The organism is Chelatococcus caeni (assembly GCF_014196925.1).
Classification (GTDB): domain Bacteria; phylum Pseudomonadota; class Alphaproteobacteria; order Rhizobiales; family Beijerinckiaceae; genus Chelatococcus_A; species Chelatococcus_A caeni.
In genome coordinates, this window is the sequence record NZ_JACIEN010000002.1 from 752,132 (window position 1) to 769,413 (window position 17,282).

The 17,282-nt window shown below is 68.8% G+C and carries 16 protein-coding genes; 11 read left to right on the forward strand and 5 right to left on the reverse strand.

Annotated elements, in window-relative coordinates:
* Positions 1-4: 4 nt before the first annotated feature.
* The 4 genes from GGR16_RS12355 to GGR16_RS12370 form a co-directional block, all read right to left on the reverse strand.
* Entirely contained in the window at positions 5-811 is an 807-nt protein-coding gene (locus GGR16_RS12355) for an ABC transporter permease (protein ID WP_183316798.1), read from the reverse strand.
* A complete protein-coding gene (locus tag GGR16_RS12360; protein WP_246373003.1) occupies positions 808-1,728 on the reverse strand; it encodes an ABC transporter permease in 921 nt (306 codons plus the stop codon). Before GGR16_RS12360 ends, GGR16_RS12355 begins: the two co-directional genes overlap by 4 nt.
* Positions 1,725-2,774, reverse strand: a complete 1,050-nt coding sequence (locus GGR16_RS12365; protein WP_183316799.1) for an ATP-binding cassette domain-containing protein — start codon at positions 2,772-2,774, stop codon at positions 1,725-1,727. The genes GGR16_RS12360 and GGR16_RS12365 overlap by 4 nt, the downstream gene beginning before the upstream one ends.
* 112 nt (positions 2,775-2,886) lie before the next feature.
* Complete coding sequence (locus tag GGR16_RS12370; RefSeq protein ID WP_183316800.1) at positions 2,887-3,921, reverse strand: ABC transporter substrate-binding protein; 1,035 nt, start codon at positions 3,919-3,921, stop codon at positions 2,887-2,889.
* A gap of 154 nt (positions 3,922-4,075) precedes the next feature.
* Between GGR16_RS12370 and GGR16_RS12375 the strand changes: the two genes are divergently transcribed.
* From GGR16_RS12375 to GGR16_RS12425, 11 genes are all read left to right on the forward strand, one after another.
* Positions 4,076-4,984, forward strand: a complete 909-nt coding sequence (locus GGR16_RS12375) for a LysR substrate-binding domain-containing protein (RefSeq protein WP_183316801.1) — start codon at positions 4,076-4,078, stop codon at positions 4,982-4,984.
* 249 nt (positions 4,985-5,233) lie between these two features.
* On the forward strand, positions 5,234-6,127 hold the full coding sequence (locus GGR16_RS12380; RefSeq protein ID WP_183316802.1) for an NAD(P)-binding domain-containing protein: 894 nt from the start codon (positions 5,234-5,236) through the stop codon (positions 6,125-6,127).
* Between the two features lie 21 nt (positions 6,128-6,148).
* Positions 6,149-7,552 (forward strand): MmgE/PrpD family protein, encoded by a 1,404-nt coding sequence (locus GGR16_RS12385; protein ID WP_183316803.1) that lies wholly within the window; start codon positions 6,149-6,151, stop codon positions 7,550-7,552.
* Positions 7,553-7,698: 146 nt separating this feature from the next.
* Positions 7,699-8,658 (forward strand): branched-chain amino acid ABC transporter permease, encoded by a 960-nt coding sequence (locus tag GGR16_RS12390; protein WP_019403370.1) that lies wholly within the window; start codon positions 7,699-7,701, stop codon positions 8,656-8,658.
* A 1-nt stretch (position 8,659) separates the two neighbouring features.
* Positions 8,660-10,426 (forward strand): branched-chain amino acid ABC transporter ATP-binding protein/permease, encoded by a 1,767-nt coding sequence (locus tag GGR16_RS12395; protein ID WP_019403371.1) that lies wholly within the window; start codon positions 8,660-8,662, stop codon positions 10,424-10,426.
* Positions 10,413-11,120: an ABC transporter ATP-binding protein gene (locus tag GGR16_RS12400; protein WP_019403372.1), complete on the forward strand. Its 708-nt coding sequence runs from the start codon at positions 10,413-10,415 to the stop codon at positions 11,118-11,120. Before GGR16_RS12395 ends, GGR16_RS12400 begins: the two co-directional genes overlap by 14 nt.
* Before the next feature lie 49 nt (positions 11,121-11,169).
* Complete coding sequence (locus tag GGR16_RS12405; protein ID WP_019403373.1) at positions 11,170-12,399, forward strand: ABC transporter substrate-binding protein; 1,230 nt, start codon at positions 11,170-11,172, stop codon at positions 12,397-12,399.
* Positions 12,400-12,443: 44 nt separating this feature from the next.
* Positions 12,444-13,691, forward strand: a complete 1,248-nt coding sequence (locus GGR16_RS12410; protein WP_019403374.1) for an ABC transporter substrate-binding protein — start codon at positions 12,444-12,446, stop codon at positions 13,689-13,691.
* Positions 13,692-13,753: 62 nt separating this feature from the next.
* Complete coding sequence (locus GGR16_RS12415) at positions 13,754-14,137, forward strand: carboxymuconolactone decarboxylase family protein (protein WP_183316804.1); 384 nt, start codon at positions 13,754-13,756, stop codon at positions 14,135-14,137.
* A 20-nt stretch (positions 14,138-14,157) separates the two neighbouring features.
* Entirely contained in the window at positions 14,158-15,636 is a 1,479-nt protein-coding gene (locus tag GGR16_RS12420; RefSeq protein WP_183316805.1) for an aldehyde dehydrogenase family protein, read from the forward strand.
* A gap of 26 nt (positions 15,637-15,662) precedes the next feature.
* Positions 15,663-16,472: an N-acyl homoserine lactonase family protein gene (locus GGR16_RS12425; RefSeq protein WP_019403377.1), complete on the forward strand. Its 810-nt coding sequence runs from the start codon at positions 15,663-15,665 to the stop codon at positions 16,470-16,472.
* Here the strand turns inward: GGR16_RS12425 and GGR16_RS12430 are convergent, their stop codons facing one another.
* Positions 16,473-17,216, reverse strand: a complete 744-nt coding sequence (locus GGR16_RS12430; RefSeq protein WP_019403378.1) for an SDR family oxidoreductase — start codon at positions 17,214-17,216, stop codon at positions 16,473-16,475.
* Positions 17,217-17,282 lie beyond the last annotated feature (66 nt).

Below are 17,282 nucleotides of genomic sequence, written 5' to 3' on the forward strand. Positions count from 1 at the left end.
CTCCCTAGCTGCTGCGGTCGCTGTGGCCGGCGAGCACGCGGTCGAGCCCGTAGAACCGGTCGAGCAGGACGAGCGCGATCATCGTGATGGCGATGACGCAGGCGGAGACGGATGTGACGAGCGGATCGATATTGTCCTGCACGTAGAGGAACATCCGGACCGGGAGCGTCTCGACGCCGGGCGCGGCGAGAAAGACCGTCATGGTGACTTCGTCGAAGGATTGGATGAAGGCGAGCGCCCAGCCGCTGACGACGCCGGGCAGGATGAGCGGCAGGGTGATGCGACGGAACAACGTCCAGCCGTTCGCCCCAAGCGACACGGCGGCCATCTCGACCGAGCGGTCCATGCCGACCGCCGCCGCCAGCGTCAGGCGTAGCGCGAAGGGAAACACCAGGATGACATGGGCGACGAGCAGCGCCGGAAACGTCCCGCTGATGCCGATCTGGGTGAAGAAGCGCAGGAAGGCGACGCCGAGCACCACATGCGGGATCATCAGCGGCGAAAGGAAGAGCGCGGAGATCGCCTCGCGCCCGGGGAACTGGTGGCGAGCCACGGCGAGCGCGGCCGGAATGGCGAAGCCGAGCGCGATGAACGAGGAGGCGGCGCCGACCCACAGGCTCACCCAGAACGCGTCGATGAACTCCGGATAGCTCGCGAGCGCCCGGAACCAGCGCAGGGAGAAGCCGTTGACCGGCAGCGAGAGATAGCCCTCGGGCGTGAAGGCGACGAGGCATACCACGGCGATCGGTGCCAGCATGAAGACGACGAAGACGGCGTGGAACAGAAGCGACAGGGGACCGTTGCGGCTCATCGGAAGACCTCCGCATAGCGGCGCTCGATCAGCGCGTTGCTGCCCACGACGATGAGGACGATGGCCAGCAGCAGCAGCACGGCGACCGCGGCGCCGAGCGGCCAGTTGAGCGTGTTGAGGAATTCGTCGTAGGCCAGGGTCGAGGCCACCTTCAGCCGCCGGCCGCCGATGATGGCGGGGGTGGCGAAGGCGCTGGCGGACAGCGAGAAGACGATGATGCCGCCGGCGAGGATGCCCGGCATGATCTGCGGCAGGATGATGCGGCCGATGACGGTGAGGGAGCCGGCGCCGAGCGACGTCGCCGCGTTCTCGATCTGCGGATCGAGACGCTGCAGCGCGGCCCAGACCGAGAGCACCATGAAGGGCATCATCACATGGGCGAGCGCGATGACGACGCCCGTCTCCGTGAACATGAAGGGCAGCGGCCTGTCGATCAGGCCGAGCGCGATCAGCCCCTTGTTGGCGACGCCGTTCTCGCCGCCGAACAGCAATGCCCAGCCGAGCGTGCGTGCCACGACCGAGATCAGGAGCGGCCCGAGAACAACGAGCAGGAAGAGGCCCTTCCACGGCGGGCGCATGCGGTGGAGGATGTAAGCCTCCGGCGCGCCGAGCAGTGCGGTCAGCACCGTCGCGAGCGCGGCGATGCGGAAGGTGCGCACGAACATCTCGAGGAAATAGCCGTCCGACCAGATCTCGGCCCAGTTCTTCAGGACGAGGACGGGCTCGATCCCCGTGTACTGCCCCCAGTTGTGGAACGAGAGCAGGACCGTCATCGCAAGCGGCACGACGAGCACCGCGACGAACAAGGCGAGGGCGGGCAGGACGAGCGCCCAGGGCGCCCTCTGCGCGGAGGCGCTGGTGCTGGCAGCCGCTGCGGCCGGCGGGGCGGCGGTGGTCGTGGCGGCGGTCGCGGTCATGCCTCGCCTCCCCGGCGCAGGCCCATGTCCTCGGCCCGCCAGACGAGGCGCACGGCCTCGCCCTCGGCCGGTTGCCGCTCGCCGTTGTTCTGCCGCACCACGAGGGCGGCGCCGCACTCCGTCTCGCACTGGAAGAGCCAGTGGTTGCCCTGGAAGATGCGGTTCGCGATCCGGGCCGCAAGGCCGTCGGCCGTGCCGTCGGCGAAGGCCACCTTCTCCGGGCGCACGGTGATCGTGACGGCGCCGGAGGGACCAGCCGGCGCCGGCCACCGGCAGGAGCCGGCGACGAGCACCCGGCCGCTGCCGTTCGGCCGGACCTCGGCCGGGAACTCGTTGGTCTTGCCGAGGAAGTGCGAGACGAAGGCCGAGGCCGGGCGCTCGTAGGTCTCGTGCGGGGTGCCGATCTGCTCGATGCGCCCCTTGCTCATGACGACGATGCGGTCCGACAGCGCCATGGCCTCGGTCTGGTCGTGGGTGACGAGCACGGTCGTCGTGCCGAGGTTGCGCTGGATCTGGCGCAGCTCGATCTGCATGTCCTCGCGCAGCTTGGCGTCGAGATTGGACAGCGGCTCGTCGAGCAGCAGCACGTCCGGCCGGATGACGAGCGCGCGGGCGAGCGCCACGCGCTGCTGCTGGCCGCCGGACATGCGGCGCGGGTGGCGCTCGCCGTAGCCGGCGAGCCCGACCATGGCGAGGGCGTCGCGCACGCGTGCCTCCCGCTCGGCGCGCGGCACGCCGCGCATCTCGAGGCCGAAGGCGATGTTCTCGGCCGCCGTCAGGTGCGGGAAGAGCGCGTAGCTCTGGAAGACGATGCCGAGCCCGCGCCTCGCCGGCCTGACCCGCGCAAGGTCGCGCCCGTCGAGGCGGATCGCGCCGCCGGAGGGATCGAGGAACCCCGCGATCATCTGCAGGGTCGTGGTCTTGCCGCAGCCGGAGGGGCCGAGGAACGAGATGAACTCGCCCTTCGCCACGCTGAGGCAGAAGCCCTCGACGGCGACGTGGCCGCCGAAGCGCTTGCTGACATGGTCGAGTTCGAGGAAGGCCACGGCCGTGTCCCATGAAAGGAGGAGTGGAGGGCGCCGGCTGCCGGCCGGCGCCGCGAGCAGGGTCGAAGGGGGCGCGCGACGGCGGCTGCGCGGATGCCGCGCAGCCGGAGGGTCAGCGCTCGACCTCGCGGTTCCAGCGCTTGGTCCACTCCTCGCGCTTGGGATTGATGCGCGCCCAGTCGGGATTGTAGAGCGCCTTCACCCGCTCGCCGATGGGCGCCATCCGCCCGAGCTCGGCGGGCACCTCGACGTTCCTGTTGACCGGGCCGTAGCCGTAATCCCTGAGCAGCACGAGCTGCAGCTCCGGCTTCAGCAGCGCCTTGACGAATGCCGAGGCGAGGGGCGAGACGCCCGGCTTCTCGATCGGGCAGGCCGAGGCGAGCAGCGTGACGGCGCCTTCCTTGGGATAGACGAAGTCGACGGGGAAGCCGGTATTGGCGAAGGACTGCGCCCGGCCGGTGCCCCAGACGGCGAGCGCCGCCTGCCCCGACTGGAAGAGCTCGGTCATCTTGCCCGGCGAGGGCTCGTAGGCGAGGACGTTGGCGTTGACCTCCTTCATCGCCTTGAAGCCCGGCTCGATGTCGTCCTCGCCGCCGCCGTTCATGCGGGCGAACATGAGCAGCGTGTAAAGGCCGTAGGTGTTGTTGATCGGCGGGATGACGATGAGGTTCTTGAACTTCGGATCCTTGAGGTCGTCCCAGGACGCCGGGGCGCTCCAGCCCTTCTCGGCGAACAGATCCTTGTTGTAGACGAGGCCGGTGGCGACGAGGCCGATGGCCACCGCCCGGTCGTCCTTGAAGCGCGCCGCGTCGTAGAGATCGGCCGCAGGCAGGTCCGCGATGCGGCCGCAGAAGCCGAGCTCGATCGCCTGATACATCGGCCCGTCGTCGACGATGGCGACGTCGATCTGCTGGTTGCCCTTCTGCGCCTGGAGCTTGGCGAGCGTATCGGTCGAATTGCCGGCGACGTACTGGACCTTGACGCCGTGCTCCTTCTCGAACTGCGGGATGACCTCGTCGCGCATGGTCTTTTCGAAGGAGCCGCCGTAGCCGGCGACATAAAGCACTTTCTCCTGCGCGAAAGCGGGCGGGGCGAACGCCATCGTTGCCGCGAGACTGGCCGCGGCGATCAGCTGTGAGCGGTGCATGAGCTTTGATTCCCCTGTTGGCCAGGACGCAGGGGGCGGCTTTTTCTGTCTCACCCGCGTCCTGAGTGCCCTCAAATCCTTCCAAAGAAGCGGATTGATCGTCAAATTCATAATGATATCTTTGTTATAAACGAATGTTATGATCGGGAACGCGATGGCGCGGATCAATCTGAGGCAGGTGGAGGCGTTCCGCGCCGTGATGCTGTCGGGCAGCGTCACGGCGGCCGCCGCGGTGATGGGCGTGACGCAGCCGGCGATCAGCCGCATGCTGCGCGACCTGCAGTCGTCCCTGAACATGCGGCTGTTCGAGAAGAAGGGGAGCGGCCTCGTTCCCACGGCCGCCGCCAGCGCCCTCTATGCGGAGGTGGAGCGCTCCTTCCTCGGCCTCGACCGCATCCTCGCGGCGGCCGAGGAGATCCGCACGCGCCGCACGGGCATGCTGCGCGTCGCCGCCCTGCCGGCGCTCGCCAACGGCTTCCTGCCGCGCTTCTCGGGCGGCTTCCTGCTCGAGCGGCCCAATCTCAGCTTCGCGCTGTTCGGCGTGATCTCGCCGATCGTCGTCGACTGGGTCCTGAACCTGCAGTGCGACGTCGGCTTCGCCGAGGTGCCGATCGCCCATTCCGGCCTGCCGATGAGCCGCATGCCGGCCCTGGCGCGGGTCGCCGTGCTGCCCCGGGGGCATCGGCTCGAGAGCAGGGCCGTCCTCGAGCCGCGGGATTTCGAGGGCGAGACCTTCATCTCGCTCATGCCGAGCAGCTCCGGCCGGCACCTCATCGACAACATCTTCGCCAAGGCGGGGGTCTCCCGCGTCCTGCGCGTGGAGACCGCCCTGTCGGAGATCATGTGCGGGCTCGTCGCCTCGGGCCTCGGCGTGTCCATCTGCGATCCCTTCACCGCGGCCGAATACGCCTCGCGCGGCGTCGTCGCCCGCCCCTTCCTGCCGCGCATCGACTTCGACTTCGCGGCGGTGTTTCCGCCCCATCGAAGCCCGTCGCCCGTCGCCGTGGAATTCGTCGAGGCCTTCGCGCACCACATCGAAGGCCTCGGGCTCATTCCAACATAGGCGCGATTTTCGAGGGCACGTCCCGGGCTGGTGGCGGACCGCGTCGAGACGTTGCGTGCGGGTTCCTAGATGCCGCGAGCATGATCGTCCACGGGTGCCGGACGCGGCATGGCCGTGCTCCAAATGCTATTTCTGTTATGACGCGGATCGTTCTGCCGCTCGCACGGGCACCGCTTCATAGTTCTCCCGACATCGAGGAAGCCCCGCCGCGCTCCTGCGCTCCGGGGCTCTCTGCAGGGAGAGCGTCGCGTGGCGGCACAGGTGCTTGGGTTCGTTGGTCTTGGCCGCATGGGCGGCCCCATGAGCGGCCGGCTCGTCGAGGCCGGCTACGAGGTATGCGTCTTCGACGCGAACGGTGCCGCCCTCGAGGCGGCCGTCGGCCAGGGTGCGCGGGCCGCATCCTCGCCGTCCGATCTCGCATCCCGCGCCGACATCGTCTTCGTCAGCCTGCCGACGCCGGACATCGTCAGGGCGGTTGTGCTGGGCGAGGGCGGGATCGCCTCCGGCAGCCGCGCGCGGATCGTGGTGGACCTGTCGACCAGCGGGCCGCGGACGGCCAAGCTCCTCGCAGAGGGCCTCGCGAAGAGCGGCAAGATCGGCGTCGATGCCCCCGTGAGCGGCGGCATCGCCGGCGCCAGGAACGGCACGCTCGCCGTCATGGTGTCCTGCCCGCGGGAGACCTACGAGACGCTCGAACCCATCCTCAAGATCTTCGGGCGGCTGTTCTACACCGGCGAGAAGCCGGGCCTCGCGCAGACGGCCAAGCTCGCCAACAACCTCCTCGCCGCCGCGGCGCTCGTGGTCTCCTCGGAGGCCGTCGTGATGGGGGTCAAGGCCGGCATCGACCCCAAGGTCCTCATCGACATCCTCAATGCCAGCACGGGCCGCAACAGCGCGACCCAGGACAAGTTCCCGCGCGCCATCCTGACCCGCACCTTCGACTTCGGCTTTGCGACGGGGCTTTCCTACAAGGACGTGCGCCTTTGCATCGACGAGGCCGAGGCGATGGGCGTGCCGATGGTCGCCGGCGCCATCGTCCGGCAGATGCTGGCCGTCACCAACGCCAAATTCGGCCCGGATTCCGACTTCACCTCCATCGCCAAGGTGGTCGAGGAGTGGGCCGGCGTCGAAATCCGGGGCTGAGCATCGAGCGCGAGGGCCGCCATGACCGCGTCCGCGAAACACCAATTCCTTGCCGGCCGGCTGGCGCGCCGGGCGCTGGATGCTGCGGGCGGGCCCCTGCCGGAGGCCGTTGCGGCGAAGGCGAGGACATGCCTCATCGATTTCATGTCCTGCGCCTTCGAGGCGCGCGACCTGCCGTGGAGCCGGCAGGCGCTCGCGGTGACGAAGGCGACCGGGACGGGCGCCCACGTCGTCGGCTTCGACCATGTCGCCTGGCCACGCGATGCGGCCTTCGTCAATGCCACGCTCGGGCACGGGCTGGTGCGCGAGGACATGCATGCCGGCAGCATCAGCCACCACGGCGTCGTCGTCTGGCCGGTGCTGCTCGCCCTGGCGCAGCGCCGGCCCGTCTCGGGGGGCGATCTCCTCAGGGCCGCCGTGATCGGTTATGAAGCCGGCTGCAGGATCGGCCGCGCGCTGTTCGACGCCGATCTCGCCCGTCTCTTCCGGCCGACGGGGCTCACCGCGCCGCTGGGCGCCTCGCTCGCGGCGGCCCGGCTCCTCGATTTCGACGCCGAACAGGCGACCTCGGCCCTCTCGCTCGCGGCGAATACCGTCGGCGGCTTGAACCAATGGCCGCATCACGGCGGCAGCGAGATGTATTTCCAGCCCGCCTTCGCCGCCCGCAATACCGTCACGGCGGTGGAACTGGCGGAAGCGGGCGCCTTCGCGTCGCCCGACATTCTCGAGGGCGAGGCCGGCCTCTTCGCGGCCTTCGCCCGCAGGCTGCCGCCGGACGGGATCGAGCTGTTCGCGGATGGGCATTTCGAGATCCTCGACGTCTACAACAAGCCCGTTCCGGCCTGCAATTTCGCCCAGACGCCATGCCAGGCCGCGGTCGCGGCGCTGCAAGAGGCGGGTGCCGGCTCCGAGGCCGTCCGATCCGTGTCGATCCGGGTGACCAGGGCGGCGCTGCGCTATCCGGGCTGCGACTTCGCTGGCCCGTACGAGCGGCCGCTGCAGGCCAAGATGAGCATCCAGTTCGGCGTTGCCGCCGCCCTCGCGCGGGGGGCGATCGAGGAGGCGAACTACGCCCGTCTCGCCGACGCGGAGATCATGCGCCTCGTGTCGGTGACGCGCCTCTCGGAAGACGCGGCGCTCACCGCCGCCTTCCCGGCCGCGCAGGGGGCCGAGGTCGTCCTCGGCCTTGCCGACGGCAGGCGGATCGCCCGGCGGCTCGAGGACGTGGTGCATGCGACGGCCGACGACGTGCGCCGGCGCTTTCGCGAGGCGGCCGGTGCCGTGCTCGGCGAGCGCCGGGCGCGCGAGATCGAGGCCTTCGTGGACGATCTCGACGCAATCGCCGATGCCGGGCGCCTGCTCGTGCTGTGCGCTCCGAGGGGCGAAGCCAAGCGGCGTGCCGAACCTCTGTCGGCCGCCGAATAAGCCAATTCCGGCGCTGGGGCGCCGGCCAAAGAGAGCCGCCCAAGCGGCTGGAAGAACCGGGAGGAACGTGGCGCGATGCACGCTTCAGTCATGTCGACAGTCTGGCGCGTGGGCGCCAGCGGGCACCGGATGCGGAGGACAGGCCCGTGACCGCGCCCCAGATCATCGAGAACATCCTGCAGGCGCTCGTCGCCGGCGTGCTCGTCGGCTCGCTCTATGGGCTTATGTGCGTCGGGCTGGCGCTCATCTTCGGCGTCATGCGCGTGATCAACTTCGCCCACGGCGACTTCATGATGCTGGGCATGTACGCCGCCTACTATATCTTCACGGCGCTCGGCATCCACGTGCTCTTCGGCAACGGCTTCGGGCCCTATGTGGCGGCGGTGCTCGCCGGGCCGCTGCTGTTCGTCGTCGGCTACGGCATTCACCGGGCGCTGATCTCGCAGGTGACGGGAACGCGCACGCTCGGCCTCGACGGCGAGGGCCATTACGCCCAGCTCGTCCTGACGCTCGGCATCGCGCTCATCCTGCAGAACGGCGCGCTCATCGCCTTCGGCTCCATGCCCGTGTCGATCCGCACGCCGCTGTCGATCAGCGCCTGGGAGCTCGGGCCCTTCTGGGGCGACTTCGTCAGCGTCTTCATCAACAAGTCCCGCGGCATCGCCGCCCTGATATCGGGGGTGGTGATTGCCGGCATCGCGCTCGTCATCACGCATTCGCGTCTCGGCAAGGCGTTGCGCGCCTCGGCCGACAATCCCGTGGCGGCGACCTACATGGGCATCGACGTCGACCGCGCGCACCGCGTCGCCTTCGGGCTCGGCGTCGCCATCACGGCGGTGGCGGGCGGCCTGCTCGCCACGACCTATCCGTTCCACCCCTTCGTCGGGCTCGAATACGTCATCGTCATGTATGCCGGCGTCGTGCTCGGCGGCATGGGCAGCATCATGGGCGCCTTCTGGGGCGGCATGACCATCGGCCTTGTGCAGCAGATGTCGACGCTCGTCCTGCCGACGCAGCTCCAGAACACCGCGATCTTCGTGATGTTCCTGCTGATCGTCTTCCTGAGGCCGCAAGGGTTCTTCGGCCGCGTCGTGGAGAGGACGTGACATGAGGCAAGACCGCTCTCTCCTCGCGATCCTCGTCTTCGCCGTCGTCTATGCGGCGCTATCGCTCACCGTCACCAACTCCTACTACCAGCTCATGATGACGCTGGTCCTCGTCTGGGCGACGATGGGCCTGTCGTGGAACCTGCTCAGCGGCTATACGGGCCTCGTCTCGTTCGGCCATGCGGCCTTCTTCGGCCTCGGCGCCTATACGGTCGCGCTGGCGCAGAACTATTTCGGCCTCTCGCCCTGGATTTCGATCCCCATCGCGGCCGTGCTGGGCGGCATTGCCGGCCTCGTCGTCGGCCTGCCGACCTTCCGGCTGAGGGGGCACTATTTCGCCCTCGCCATGCTCGCCTATCCGCTGGCGCTGCTCTACGTCTTCGAGTGGCTCGGCTACCAGGAGGTCTCGCTCCCCATGGAGCGGGTGCATCCGGCAGCCTACATGCAGTTCTCGGACGGGCGCATCTACACCTTCATCGCGCTCGTCATCCTCGTTCTCGTCATGCTCGTCACCCGAAGGGTCGAGCGCTCGCGCTTCGGCCTCGCCCTCATGGCGATCAAGCAGAACGAGGCAGCGGCGGATGCCGCCGGCATCGACACGCTCGGCTGGAAGCTGCGCGCCATCGCCCTCAGCGGCATGATCGCGGGCGGCATCGGCGGCTTCTACGCCGTCGTCCTCCTCGTGGTCACGCCGATCGCGGTGTTCGGCATGCTCGTCTCGGCGCAGGCCCTGACGGTCGCCATGTTCGGCGGTGTCGGCACGGTCTGGGGCCCGGTGATCGGCGCGCTCATCCTCATTCCGGTCAGCGAGACGCTGCATGCCGAACTCGGCGCCTGGGTGCCCGGCATCCAGGGCGTGATCTACGGCTGCGCCATCATCGCGGTGATGATCGCCGCCCCCGAGGGCCTGTTCTGGACGCTGCGCGACCGCTTCTTCAAGCGGGCGCCGGCTGCGGCGGCCGAGGCTCCGCCGCCGTCGCCGGAGAATGTCGTTGCCTGGTCGGCGCAGCGCCCGCGCCGCACGGTCGGGGACGAGGTCATCCTCGACGTGAAGGGTCTCTCCAAGTCCTTCGGGGGCCTGAAGGCCGTGCAGGACGTCAGCTTCCAGGTCCGCAAGGGCATGATCCTCGGCATCATCGGCCCGAACGGGGCGGGCAAGACCACCGTCTTCAACCTGCTCAACGGCTTCCTGGTGCCGGATACGGGGGAAGTGCTGCTCAACGGCCGCAACATCGTCGGTCGCAAGCCTCACCAGCTGTGCGCCATGGGCATGGGCCGCACCTTCCAGATCATGCGCCCGTTCCAGCGCATGACGGTGGCGGACAACGTGCTCGTCGGCGCCTTCGTCAAGGCGGCGACCGACGAGGAGGCTCGCAGGCTCGCGGCCGACGCGATCCGCCGGGTCGGGCTCGCCGACCATGCGGACGAGATCGCCGGCGGCCTCGCCACGCGGCAGCTCCGCCTGATGGAGATCGCCCGGGCGCTCGCCGGGCAGCCCGAGATCCTGCTGCTCGACGAAACGCTCGCAGGCCTCGGCCACGGCGAGGTCGACGATGTCATCGCCGTCATCCGCAGGCTGGCGGACGAAGGCACCACCATCGTCATCATCGAGCACACGATGCAGGCCATGGTCCGCCTCGTCGACCACTTCCTCGTGCTCGACCACGGCGCCGTGCTCGTCGACGGCGAGCCGGAGGCGGTCACGCGCGATCCGCAGGTGGTCGAAGCCTATCTCGGCAAGAAATGGGGCGCCTATGCTCACAATTGATCGCCTCGACGCGGCCTATTCGGTGCTGCCGGTCCTCAAGGGCGTCTCGATCGAGGTGGCCGCCGGGCAGTTCGTCGCCATCGTCGGCCCGAACGGGGCCGGAAAGACGACCCTGTTCAAGACGATCTCCGGCATCGTCATTCCGTCGGCGGGGCGGCTCGTCTTCGACGGGCAGGACCTCATGAGCGTGCCGCCGTCGGCGCGCGCGCATCTCGGCATCGCCCACGTGCCGGAAGGCCGCCAGGTGTTCCCGTCGCTGACCGTGATGGAGAACCTCGAGATGGGCGCCTACACGGCGGCGGGCCGGCGCGCCTGGCGGTCCAACCTCGACATGATCCTGACCCTGATGCCGGTGCTCGCCGAGCGCCGCCACCAGCCGGCGGGCACCCTGTCGGGCGGCCAGCAGCAGATGCTCGCCATCGGGCGCGGGCTCGCCTCGGCGCCCAAGCTGCTGATGCTCGACGAGCCGTCCATGGGCCTCGCGCCGGCGATGGCCGACTTCATCTTCGAGCGGCTCATCGACATCCGCCGCCAGACGAACCTCACGATCCTGCTCGTCGAGCAGCGGGTCGCGGAGGCGCTGGAGACGGCCGACTACGGCTACGTGCTGGAGACGGGGCGCGTGGTGCTGGAAGGCACCAACGCGACGCTGCGCGCCGATGACCGTGTCCGGCAGGCCTATCTCGGCATGTGACGACAACAGCCGCCGCAAAGGCGGGAACGGGAAAAAAGGGGAGGACGGGATGCACAGCAAGGGATCGTTGACGAGGCGCGGCCTCATCGCGACGGCCGCGGCTTTCGGGGTTGCCGGCGCGGCGCGGGCGCAGCAGCCGGCCGAGGTGAAGATCGGCCTCATCGTGCCGTTGTCCGGCCTCTACACGCGGCCCGGCACGGTCATGCGCATGGGCGCGCAGATGGGCATCGAGCACATCAACGCACAGGGCGGCATCAAGGCGCTCGGCGGCGCCAGGCTGCGGCTGGTGACCATCGACTGCGGCGACACGACGGAGAAGGCCAAGAACGCAGCGCAGCGCATGGTGGCGCAGGAGCCGGACCTCGTCGGCGCCACAGGCTCCTATCTCAGCTCCTTCACGCTTGCGGTGACGGAGGTCACGGAGCGGGCGCAGCTGCCGGTGGTGACGCTGTCCTACTCGGACCTGCTCACGGAACGCGGCTTCAAGTTCATCTTCCAGACCGCGGCGACCGCAGGCGCGCAATCCGCCATGGGGCTGCCGGAACTGATGAAGCTCGCCCAGTCGGCGTCCGGCAAGCGGCCGAAGACGGTCGGCATCGTCATGGACAACACGGCGACCTCCGTCGCCACCGCCAAGGCCATCAAGGAGAAGCTGCTCGACGAGCTCGGCCTCGAACTCCTCTTCGATGAGGTCTGGACGCCGCCGCTCGCCGATGCGACGCCGCTCGTCCAGCGCGTCCGCTCGGCGCGTCCTGATCTTCTCCTCTTCATGCCGAACGCCGTGTCCGACGCAAAGCTCGGCCTCGAGAAGCTGAGCGAGTTCGGCCTCGGGCAGGGGCGCATCCCGACGATCTCCTTCTCGATCACGGTGGCCGAGCCCGACATGCTGCAGAGCGTGACGCCGGAGGTGGTGCAGGGCCTCATGACCATCGTCGCCAACTGGGGCTCGAAGGGCCAGGAGGCGCTGATGGCGGAGCTGAAGGCCAAGTACGGCGAGCCCTGGATGACGCAGAACGCCATCTCGACCTATGGCGATATGTGGCTGTTCAAGGAGGCGCTGGAAAAGGCCGGCAAGGCCGATCGCCTCGCCGTTGCCGAGGCGCTGCGCAACCTCGATGGCGCACCGTCGCGGTACTACCCGGGCGGCATCCTGAAATTCGACGAGCGGGGCCGGCGCATCGGCGCCGGCATCACCATCGTGCAGTGGCAGGACGGCGTGCCCGTCACCGTCTATCCGCCCGATCTCGCCACGGCGCAGCCGTTCTGGCCCAAGGCCTGAGGGTGCCCGGCGCAAGCAAGACCATCATCCAGGGAGGGACAATCATGAACACGAAGACGTGTGGTGCGAGCCGCCGCGCCGTGCTGGCCGCCGGGCTTGCTCTTGCGGCATCCGCGATCACCGGCGAGGCCGCGGCGCAGCAGCCCGCCGAGGTGAAGGTGGGCCTGCTCGTGCCGCTCTCGGGCATCTACAGCCGGCCCGGCCAGGTGATGCGCATGGGCGCCGAGATGGCGGTCGAGCACATCAATGCCGCGGGCGGCATCAAGGCGCTCGGCGGCGCCAAGCTGAAGCTCGTGCAGATCGATGCCGGCGACAGCACCGAGAAGGCCAAGAACGCCGCCCAGCGCATGGTGGCGCAGGAGGGCGACCTCGTGGCGGCGAGCGCCGCCTATCTCAGCTCCTTCACCCTCGCCGTCACCGAGGTGACGGAGCGGGCGCACCTGCCGGTGCTGACGCTGTCCTATTCCGACCTCATCACCGAGCGCGGCTTCAAATATGTCTTCCAGACCTCGGCGACCGCGGCGGCGCAGGCCGAGACAGCGCTGCCCGAGATCATGAAGCTCGCCGAGGCGACCTCCGGCGAGCGGCCGAAGACGGTGGCCATCATCACCGACAACACCGCCGCTTCCGTCGCCTCGGTGAAGCCGATGAAGGAGCGGCTGCTCAAGCAGTATGGCCTCGAACTCGTCGTCGACGAGACATGGACGCCGCCGCTCGCCGATGCGACGCCGCTCGTGCAGCGCGTGCGCGCCACGCGTCCCGACATGCTCTTCTTCCTGCCGACCGTGATCTCGGATGCCAAGCTCCTTCTCGAGAAGATGAACGAATTCGGCCTCGCCCAGGCGCGCATCCCGGTCATCTCCTTCGGCATCGCCGTCGCCGAGCCGGACCTTCTGAAGAACATGAGCCCGGAGCTTCTGCAGGGCGTGATGACCGTCGTCGGCAACTGGGGCTCCAAGGGGCACGAGGCGCTCATCGAGGAGCTTCGCAACAAATATGACGAGCCCTGGATGACGCAGAACGCCATCTCGACCTACGGCGACATGTGGATCATCAAGGAAGCGCTCGAGCTGGCCGGCAAGGCCGACAAGGAGGCCGTGGCCGAGGCCCTGCGCAGCATGGACCTGACGTCCGGCCCGACGAAATACTTCCCGGGCGGCCGCATGAAATTCGACGACAAGGGCCGCCGCGTCGATGCGAGCTTCACCATCGTGCAGTGGCAGGACGGCCTGCCGGTGACGGTCTATCCGCCCGATCTCGCCATGGCCAAGGCCTTCTGGTCGAAGAAATAGATTTCACCCGCGGTCGTTCACCGAGGGCGGCCGCGGTTCCTTCCCCCAACAGGAGACAGCGCATGAGCAGGGACGTTTTTGACCGCGGCCTCGAGATCCGCAAATCCGTCCTCGGCAAGGAGTTCGTCGAGAAATCCTTCGCCGCGGCCGACGATTTCAACATGCCGCAGCAGGAACTCGTCACCGAATATTGCTGGGGCGCCGTCTGGGGCCGCGAGGGCCTCGACCGCCGGACGCGCAGCATGCTCAATCTCGCCATGCTGAGCGCGCTCAACCGCCCGCATGAGCTCAGGATGCATCTCAAGGGAGCGTTGCGGAACGGCGTCACCCGTGAGGAAATCCGCGAGGTGCTGCTGCAGGTGACCATCTACTGCGGCGTGCCGGCCGGCGTGGACGCCTTCCGCACGGCGCGCGAGGTCTTCGCCGAGGTCGACGGGGCGAAATAGCGGCAGAGGAGTGTGGGAGCGTGAAGACCTATCGGATGCTGGTCGGCGGCGCCTGGATCGTGGCTGCCGGGGGAGAGACCTTCGAGACCGAGAGCCCGTTTTCCGGGGAAGCCTGGGCCCGCATTCCGCGTGGCACGCCCGCCGACGTGGACAGGGCGGTCGCGGCTGCGGCCGCCGCTTTCGCCGATCCCGCCTGGCGGCGCATCAGCGCGAGCGCCCGCGGGGCCCTGTTGCGCAGGCTCGGCGATCTCGTCGCAGCGGAGGCCGAGCGCCTCGCCGAGATCGAGACCCGCGACAACGGCAAGCTCATCACGGAGATGCGCGGCCAGCTGCGCTACATCCCGCAGTGGTTCTACTATTTCGGCGGCCTCGCGGACAAACTCGAAGGCCGGGTCATCCCGATCGACAAGCCCGGCGTCTTCAACTTCACGCGTGAGGAGCCGCTTGGCGTCGTCGCCGCCATCACCCCCTGGAATTCGCCGCTGATGCTCGCGGCCTGGAAGCTGGCGCCGGCCCTCGGCGCCGGCAACACGGTCGTCTGGAAGCCGTCCGAGTTCTCGTCGGCGTCGGCGCTCGAATTCGGGCGGCTGTTCGAGGAGGCGGGGTTCCCGCCCGGCGTCGTCAATATCGTCACCGGCTTCGGCAACGAGATCGGCGAGCGGCTCGTCGCGCATCCCCGCGTCGCCAAGGTCGCCTTCACGGGCGGCGACCGCACCGGCCAGAGCGTCTACGAACTCGCCGCCCGCTCCATCAAGCCCGTGACGCTCGAACTCGGCGGCAAGTCGGCCAATATCGTCTTCGAGGACGCCGAGATCGACAACGCCGTCAAGGGCGTCGTCTCCGGCATCTTCGCCGCGACGGGGCAGACCTGCATCGCAGGCTCCCGCGCCCTGGTGCACCGCTCGCTGCACGACGATTTCGTGGAGCGCCTGCTCGCCGTGGCGAAGACTGCGCGCATGGGCGATCCTCTTGACGAGGCCACCCAGGTCGGCCCGGTCACCACGCGTCCTCAGCACGCCAAGGTGCTCGAATATATCGAGATCGCGAAGGCGGAAGGCGCGCGCTGCGTGCTCGGCGGCACGCCCGCGACCCGGCCGGAATGCGGCAAGGGCTGGTTCGTCGAGCCGACCATCTTTACCCATGTGAAGCCCACCATGCGCATCGCGCAGGAGGAGGTGTTCGGGCCCGTCCTCTCGATCATCCCCTTCGACGACGACGAAGAGGCGATCGCCATCGCCAACGGCACCCTGTACGGGCTCGCCGCCGGCGTCTGGACGCAGAGCATCGGACGGGCGCTCACCATGGCGGAGCGGCTCGAAGCGGGCACCGTCTGGGTCAACACCTACCGGGCCGTCAGCTACATGTCGCCCTTCGGCGGCTACAAGCGCTCCGGCATCGGGCGCGAAAGCGGCCTCAGCGCCGTGCGCGAATACCTGCAGGAGAAGAGCGTCTGGATCGACACCAGCGGTGAGGTGCCGAACCCCTTCGTCATGCGCTGACGCCGCAAAACCGGGAAAGGGAGGCCATGGGCGACGACATCTACGAGGTCTATGCGGTCCGCTACGGCCACAGCGCCCGACGGTCGCCGGAGAACTTCATCGGCGGCGATGCGCACGACGTCGACATGCCGCTCGACTACTTCGTCTGGGCGATCGTCGGCGAGAAGCGGACCTTCGTCGTGGACACGGGGTTCAATGCCGAATCCGGCGGCCGGCGCGGGCGCGAGTTCGTGCTGCCCGTGGCCGAGGGCCTGCGGGCCGTCGGCGTCGATCCCGGCACGGTCGAGGATGTCATCATCACGCACATGCACTACGACCATGCCGGCAACAACGACCTTTTCCCCCGCGCCCGCTTTCACGTGCAGGACTGCGAGATGCAGTTCGTCACCGGGCGTTGCATGTGCCACCACGTGCTGCGCCACAGTTTCGAGGTCGAGGACGTCGTGGGCATGGTCCGGCGCGTCTATGCGGACAAGGTGCGCTTCCACGACGGCACGTCGGAGATCGTGCCCGGCATCACCCTGCACCACATCGGCGGCCACTCGAAGGGCCTGCAATGCGTGCGCGTCAGGACGCGGCGCGGCCATGTGGTGATCGCCTCGGATGCCGCCCATTTCTACCGCCATCTCGACGAGCGACGCGTCTTCCCGACGGTGCACAGCCTCGAAGGCGTGCTGGAGGGCTATGACACGGTCGAGAGGCTGGCGACGTCGAGGGATCATATCGTGCCCGGGCACGATCCGCTGGTGCTCGCGCTCTATCCGGCCGCCGCGCCCGGCCTCGAAGGCATCGCCGCCCGGCTCGACCTCGAGCCCAAGCGGCGCGACGGATCGTGATCACCACCGGTTGACCGGCAGCACGACGATCTCGGCGATCTGCACCTCGGGTGGCTGATCGAGCGCGAAAAGGATGCAGCGCGCCACGTCCTCTGGCGCGAGGGCCATCTTGAACTCGGCGAAATAGCGCTCGGCCGCCGCCTCGTCGCCGCGATAGCGGGCGGCGATGATGCCGGTGCGCGTGAGGCCGGGCATGATCTCGGTGACGCGGATGCCCGTCTCGGCGAGCTCGCCGCGCAGGACGCCGGTGAAGGCGTGCACTCCGGTCTTGCTCGCCGTGTAGGCCGCCATGTCGGGCACCAGCCGCAGGGCGCTGATGGAGCTCATGTTGACGATGTCGCCGCGGTTGCGCGTGACCATGTCAGGCAGGATGGCGCGGCTGATGCGCATGAGGCCGATGAGATTGGTCTCGATGATGGCGGCCCAGTCGTCGGCCGAGCCGATGTCGAAGCGGGTACGCCCGCCGATGTCGTGGCCGGCGTTGTTGATCAGGATGTCGATGCGGCCGAATGCCGGAGGCAGGGCGGAGGGCAGAGCGGCGACGGCGGCGCCGTCGCTGACGTCGAGCACGACGGCATGGGCCGCCCGGCCGAGTTCCGCCTGGAGTGCGTGCAGCGGCTCCGGCGCGCGGTCCACCAGGACGACCTGCCGGCCGCTCGCCACGAGGGCCCGCGCGATGGCCTTGCCCATGCCGCCGGCCGCGCCGGTGAGCAGCGCCGTGCGACGTTCCAGTGCTTCCTCCATCGTCATTCTCCCTTTTGTCGAAGCGCATGGTGCGCCTTGCCCGGGGCCGGATGGTGGCAGACGAAT

Coding starts and splice junctions, on each gene's coding strand:
- GGR16_RS12355 (WP_183316798.1), bottom strand. CDS start 811: ATGAGCCGCAACGGTCCCCTGTCGCTTCTGTTCCACGCCGTCTTCGTC.
- GGR16_RS12360 (WP_246373003.1), bottom strand. CDS start 1,728: ATGACCGCGACCGCCGCCACGACCACCGCCGCCCCGCCGGCCGCAGCG.
- GGR16_RS12370 (WP_183316800.1), bottom strand. CDS start 3,921: ATGCACCGCTCACAGCTGATCGCCGCGGCCAGTCTCGCGGCAACGATG.
- GGR16_RS12375 (WP_183316801.1), top strand. CDS start 4,076: ATGGCGCGGATCAATCTGAGGCAGGTGGAGGCGTTCCGCGCCGTGATG.
- GGR16_RS12385 (WP_183316803.1), top strand. CDS start 6,149: ATGACCGCGTCCGCGAAACACCAATTCCTTGCCGGCCGGCTGGCGCGC.
- GGR16_RS12395 (WP_019403371.1), top strand. CDS start 8,660: ATGAGGCAAGACCGCTCTCTCCTCGCGATCCTCGTCTTCGCCGTCGTC.
- GGR16_RS12400 (WP_019403372.1), top strand. CDS start 10,413: ATGCTCACAATTGATCGCCTCGACGCGGCCTATTCGGTGCTGCCGGTC.
- GGR16_RS12405 (WP_019403373.1), top strand. CDS start 11,170: ATGCACAGCAAGGGATCGTTGACGAGGCGCGGCCTCATCGCGACGGCC.
- GGR16_RS12410 (WP_019403374.1), top strand. CDS start 12,444: ATGAACACGAAGACGTGTGGTGCGAGCCGCCGCGCCGTGCTGGCCGCC.
- GGR16_RS12415 (WP_183316804.1), top strand. CDS start 13,754: ATGAGCAGGGACGTTTTTGACCGCGGCCTCGAGATCCGCAAATCCGTC.
- GGR16_RS12425 (WP_019403377.1), top strand. CDS start 15,663: ATGGGCGACGACATCTACGAGGTCTATGCGGTCCGCTACGGCCACAGC.
- GGR16_RS12430 (WP_019403378.1), bottom strand. CDS start 17,216: ATGGAGGAAGCACTGGAACGTCGCACGGCGCTGCTCACCGGCGCGGCC.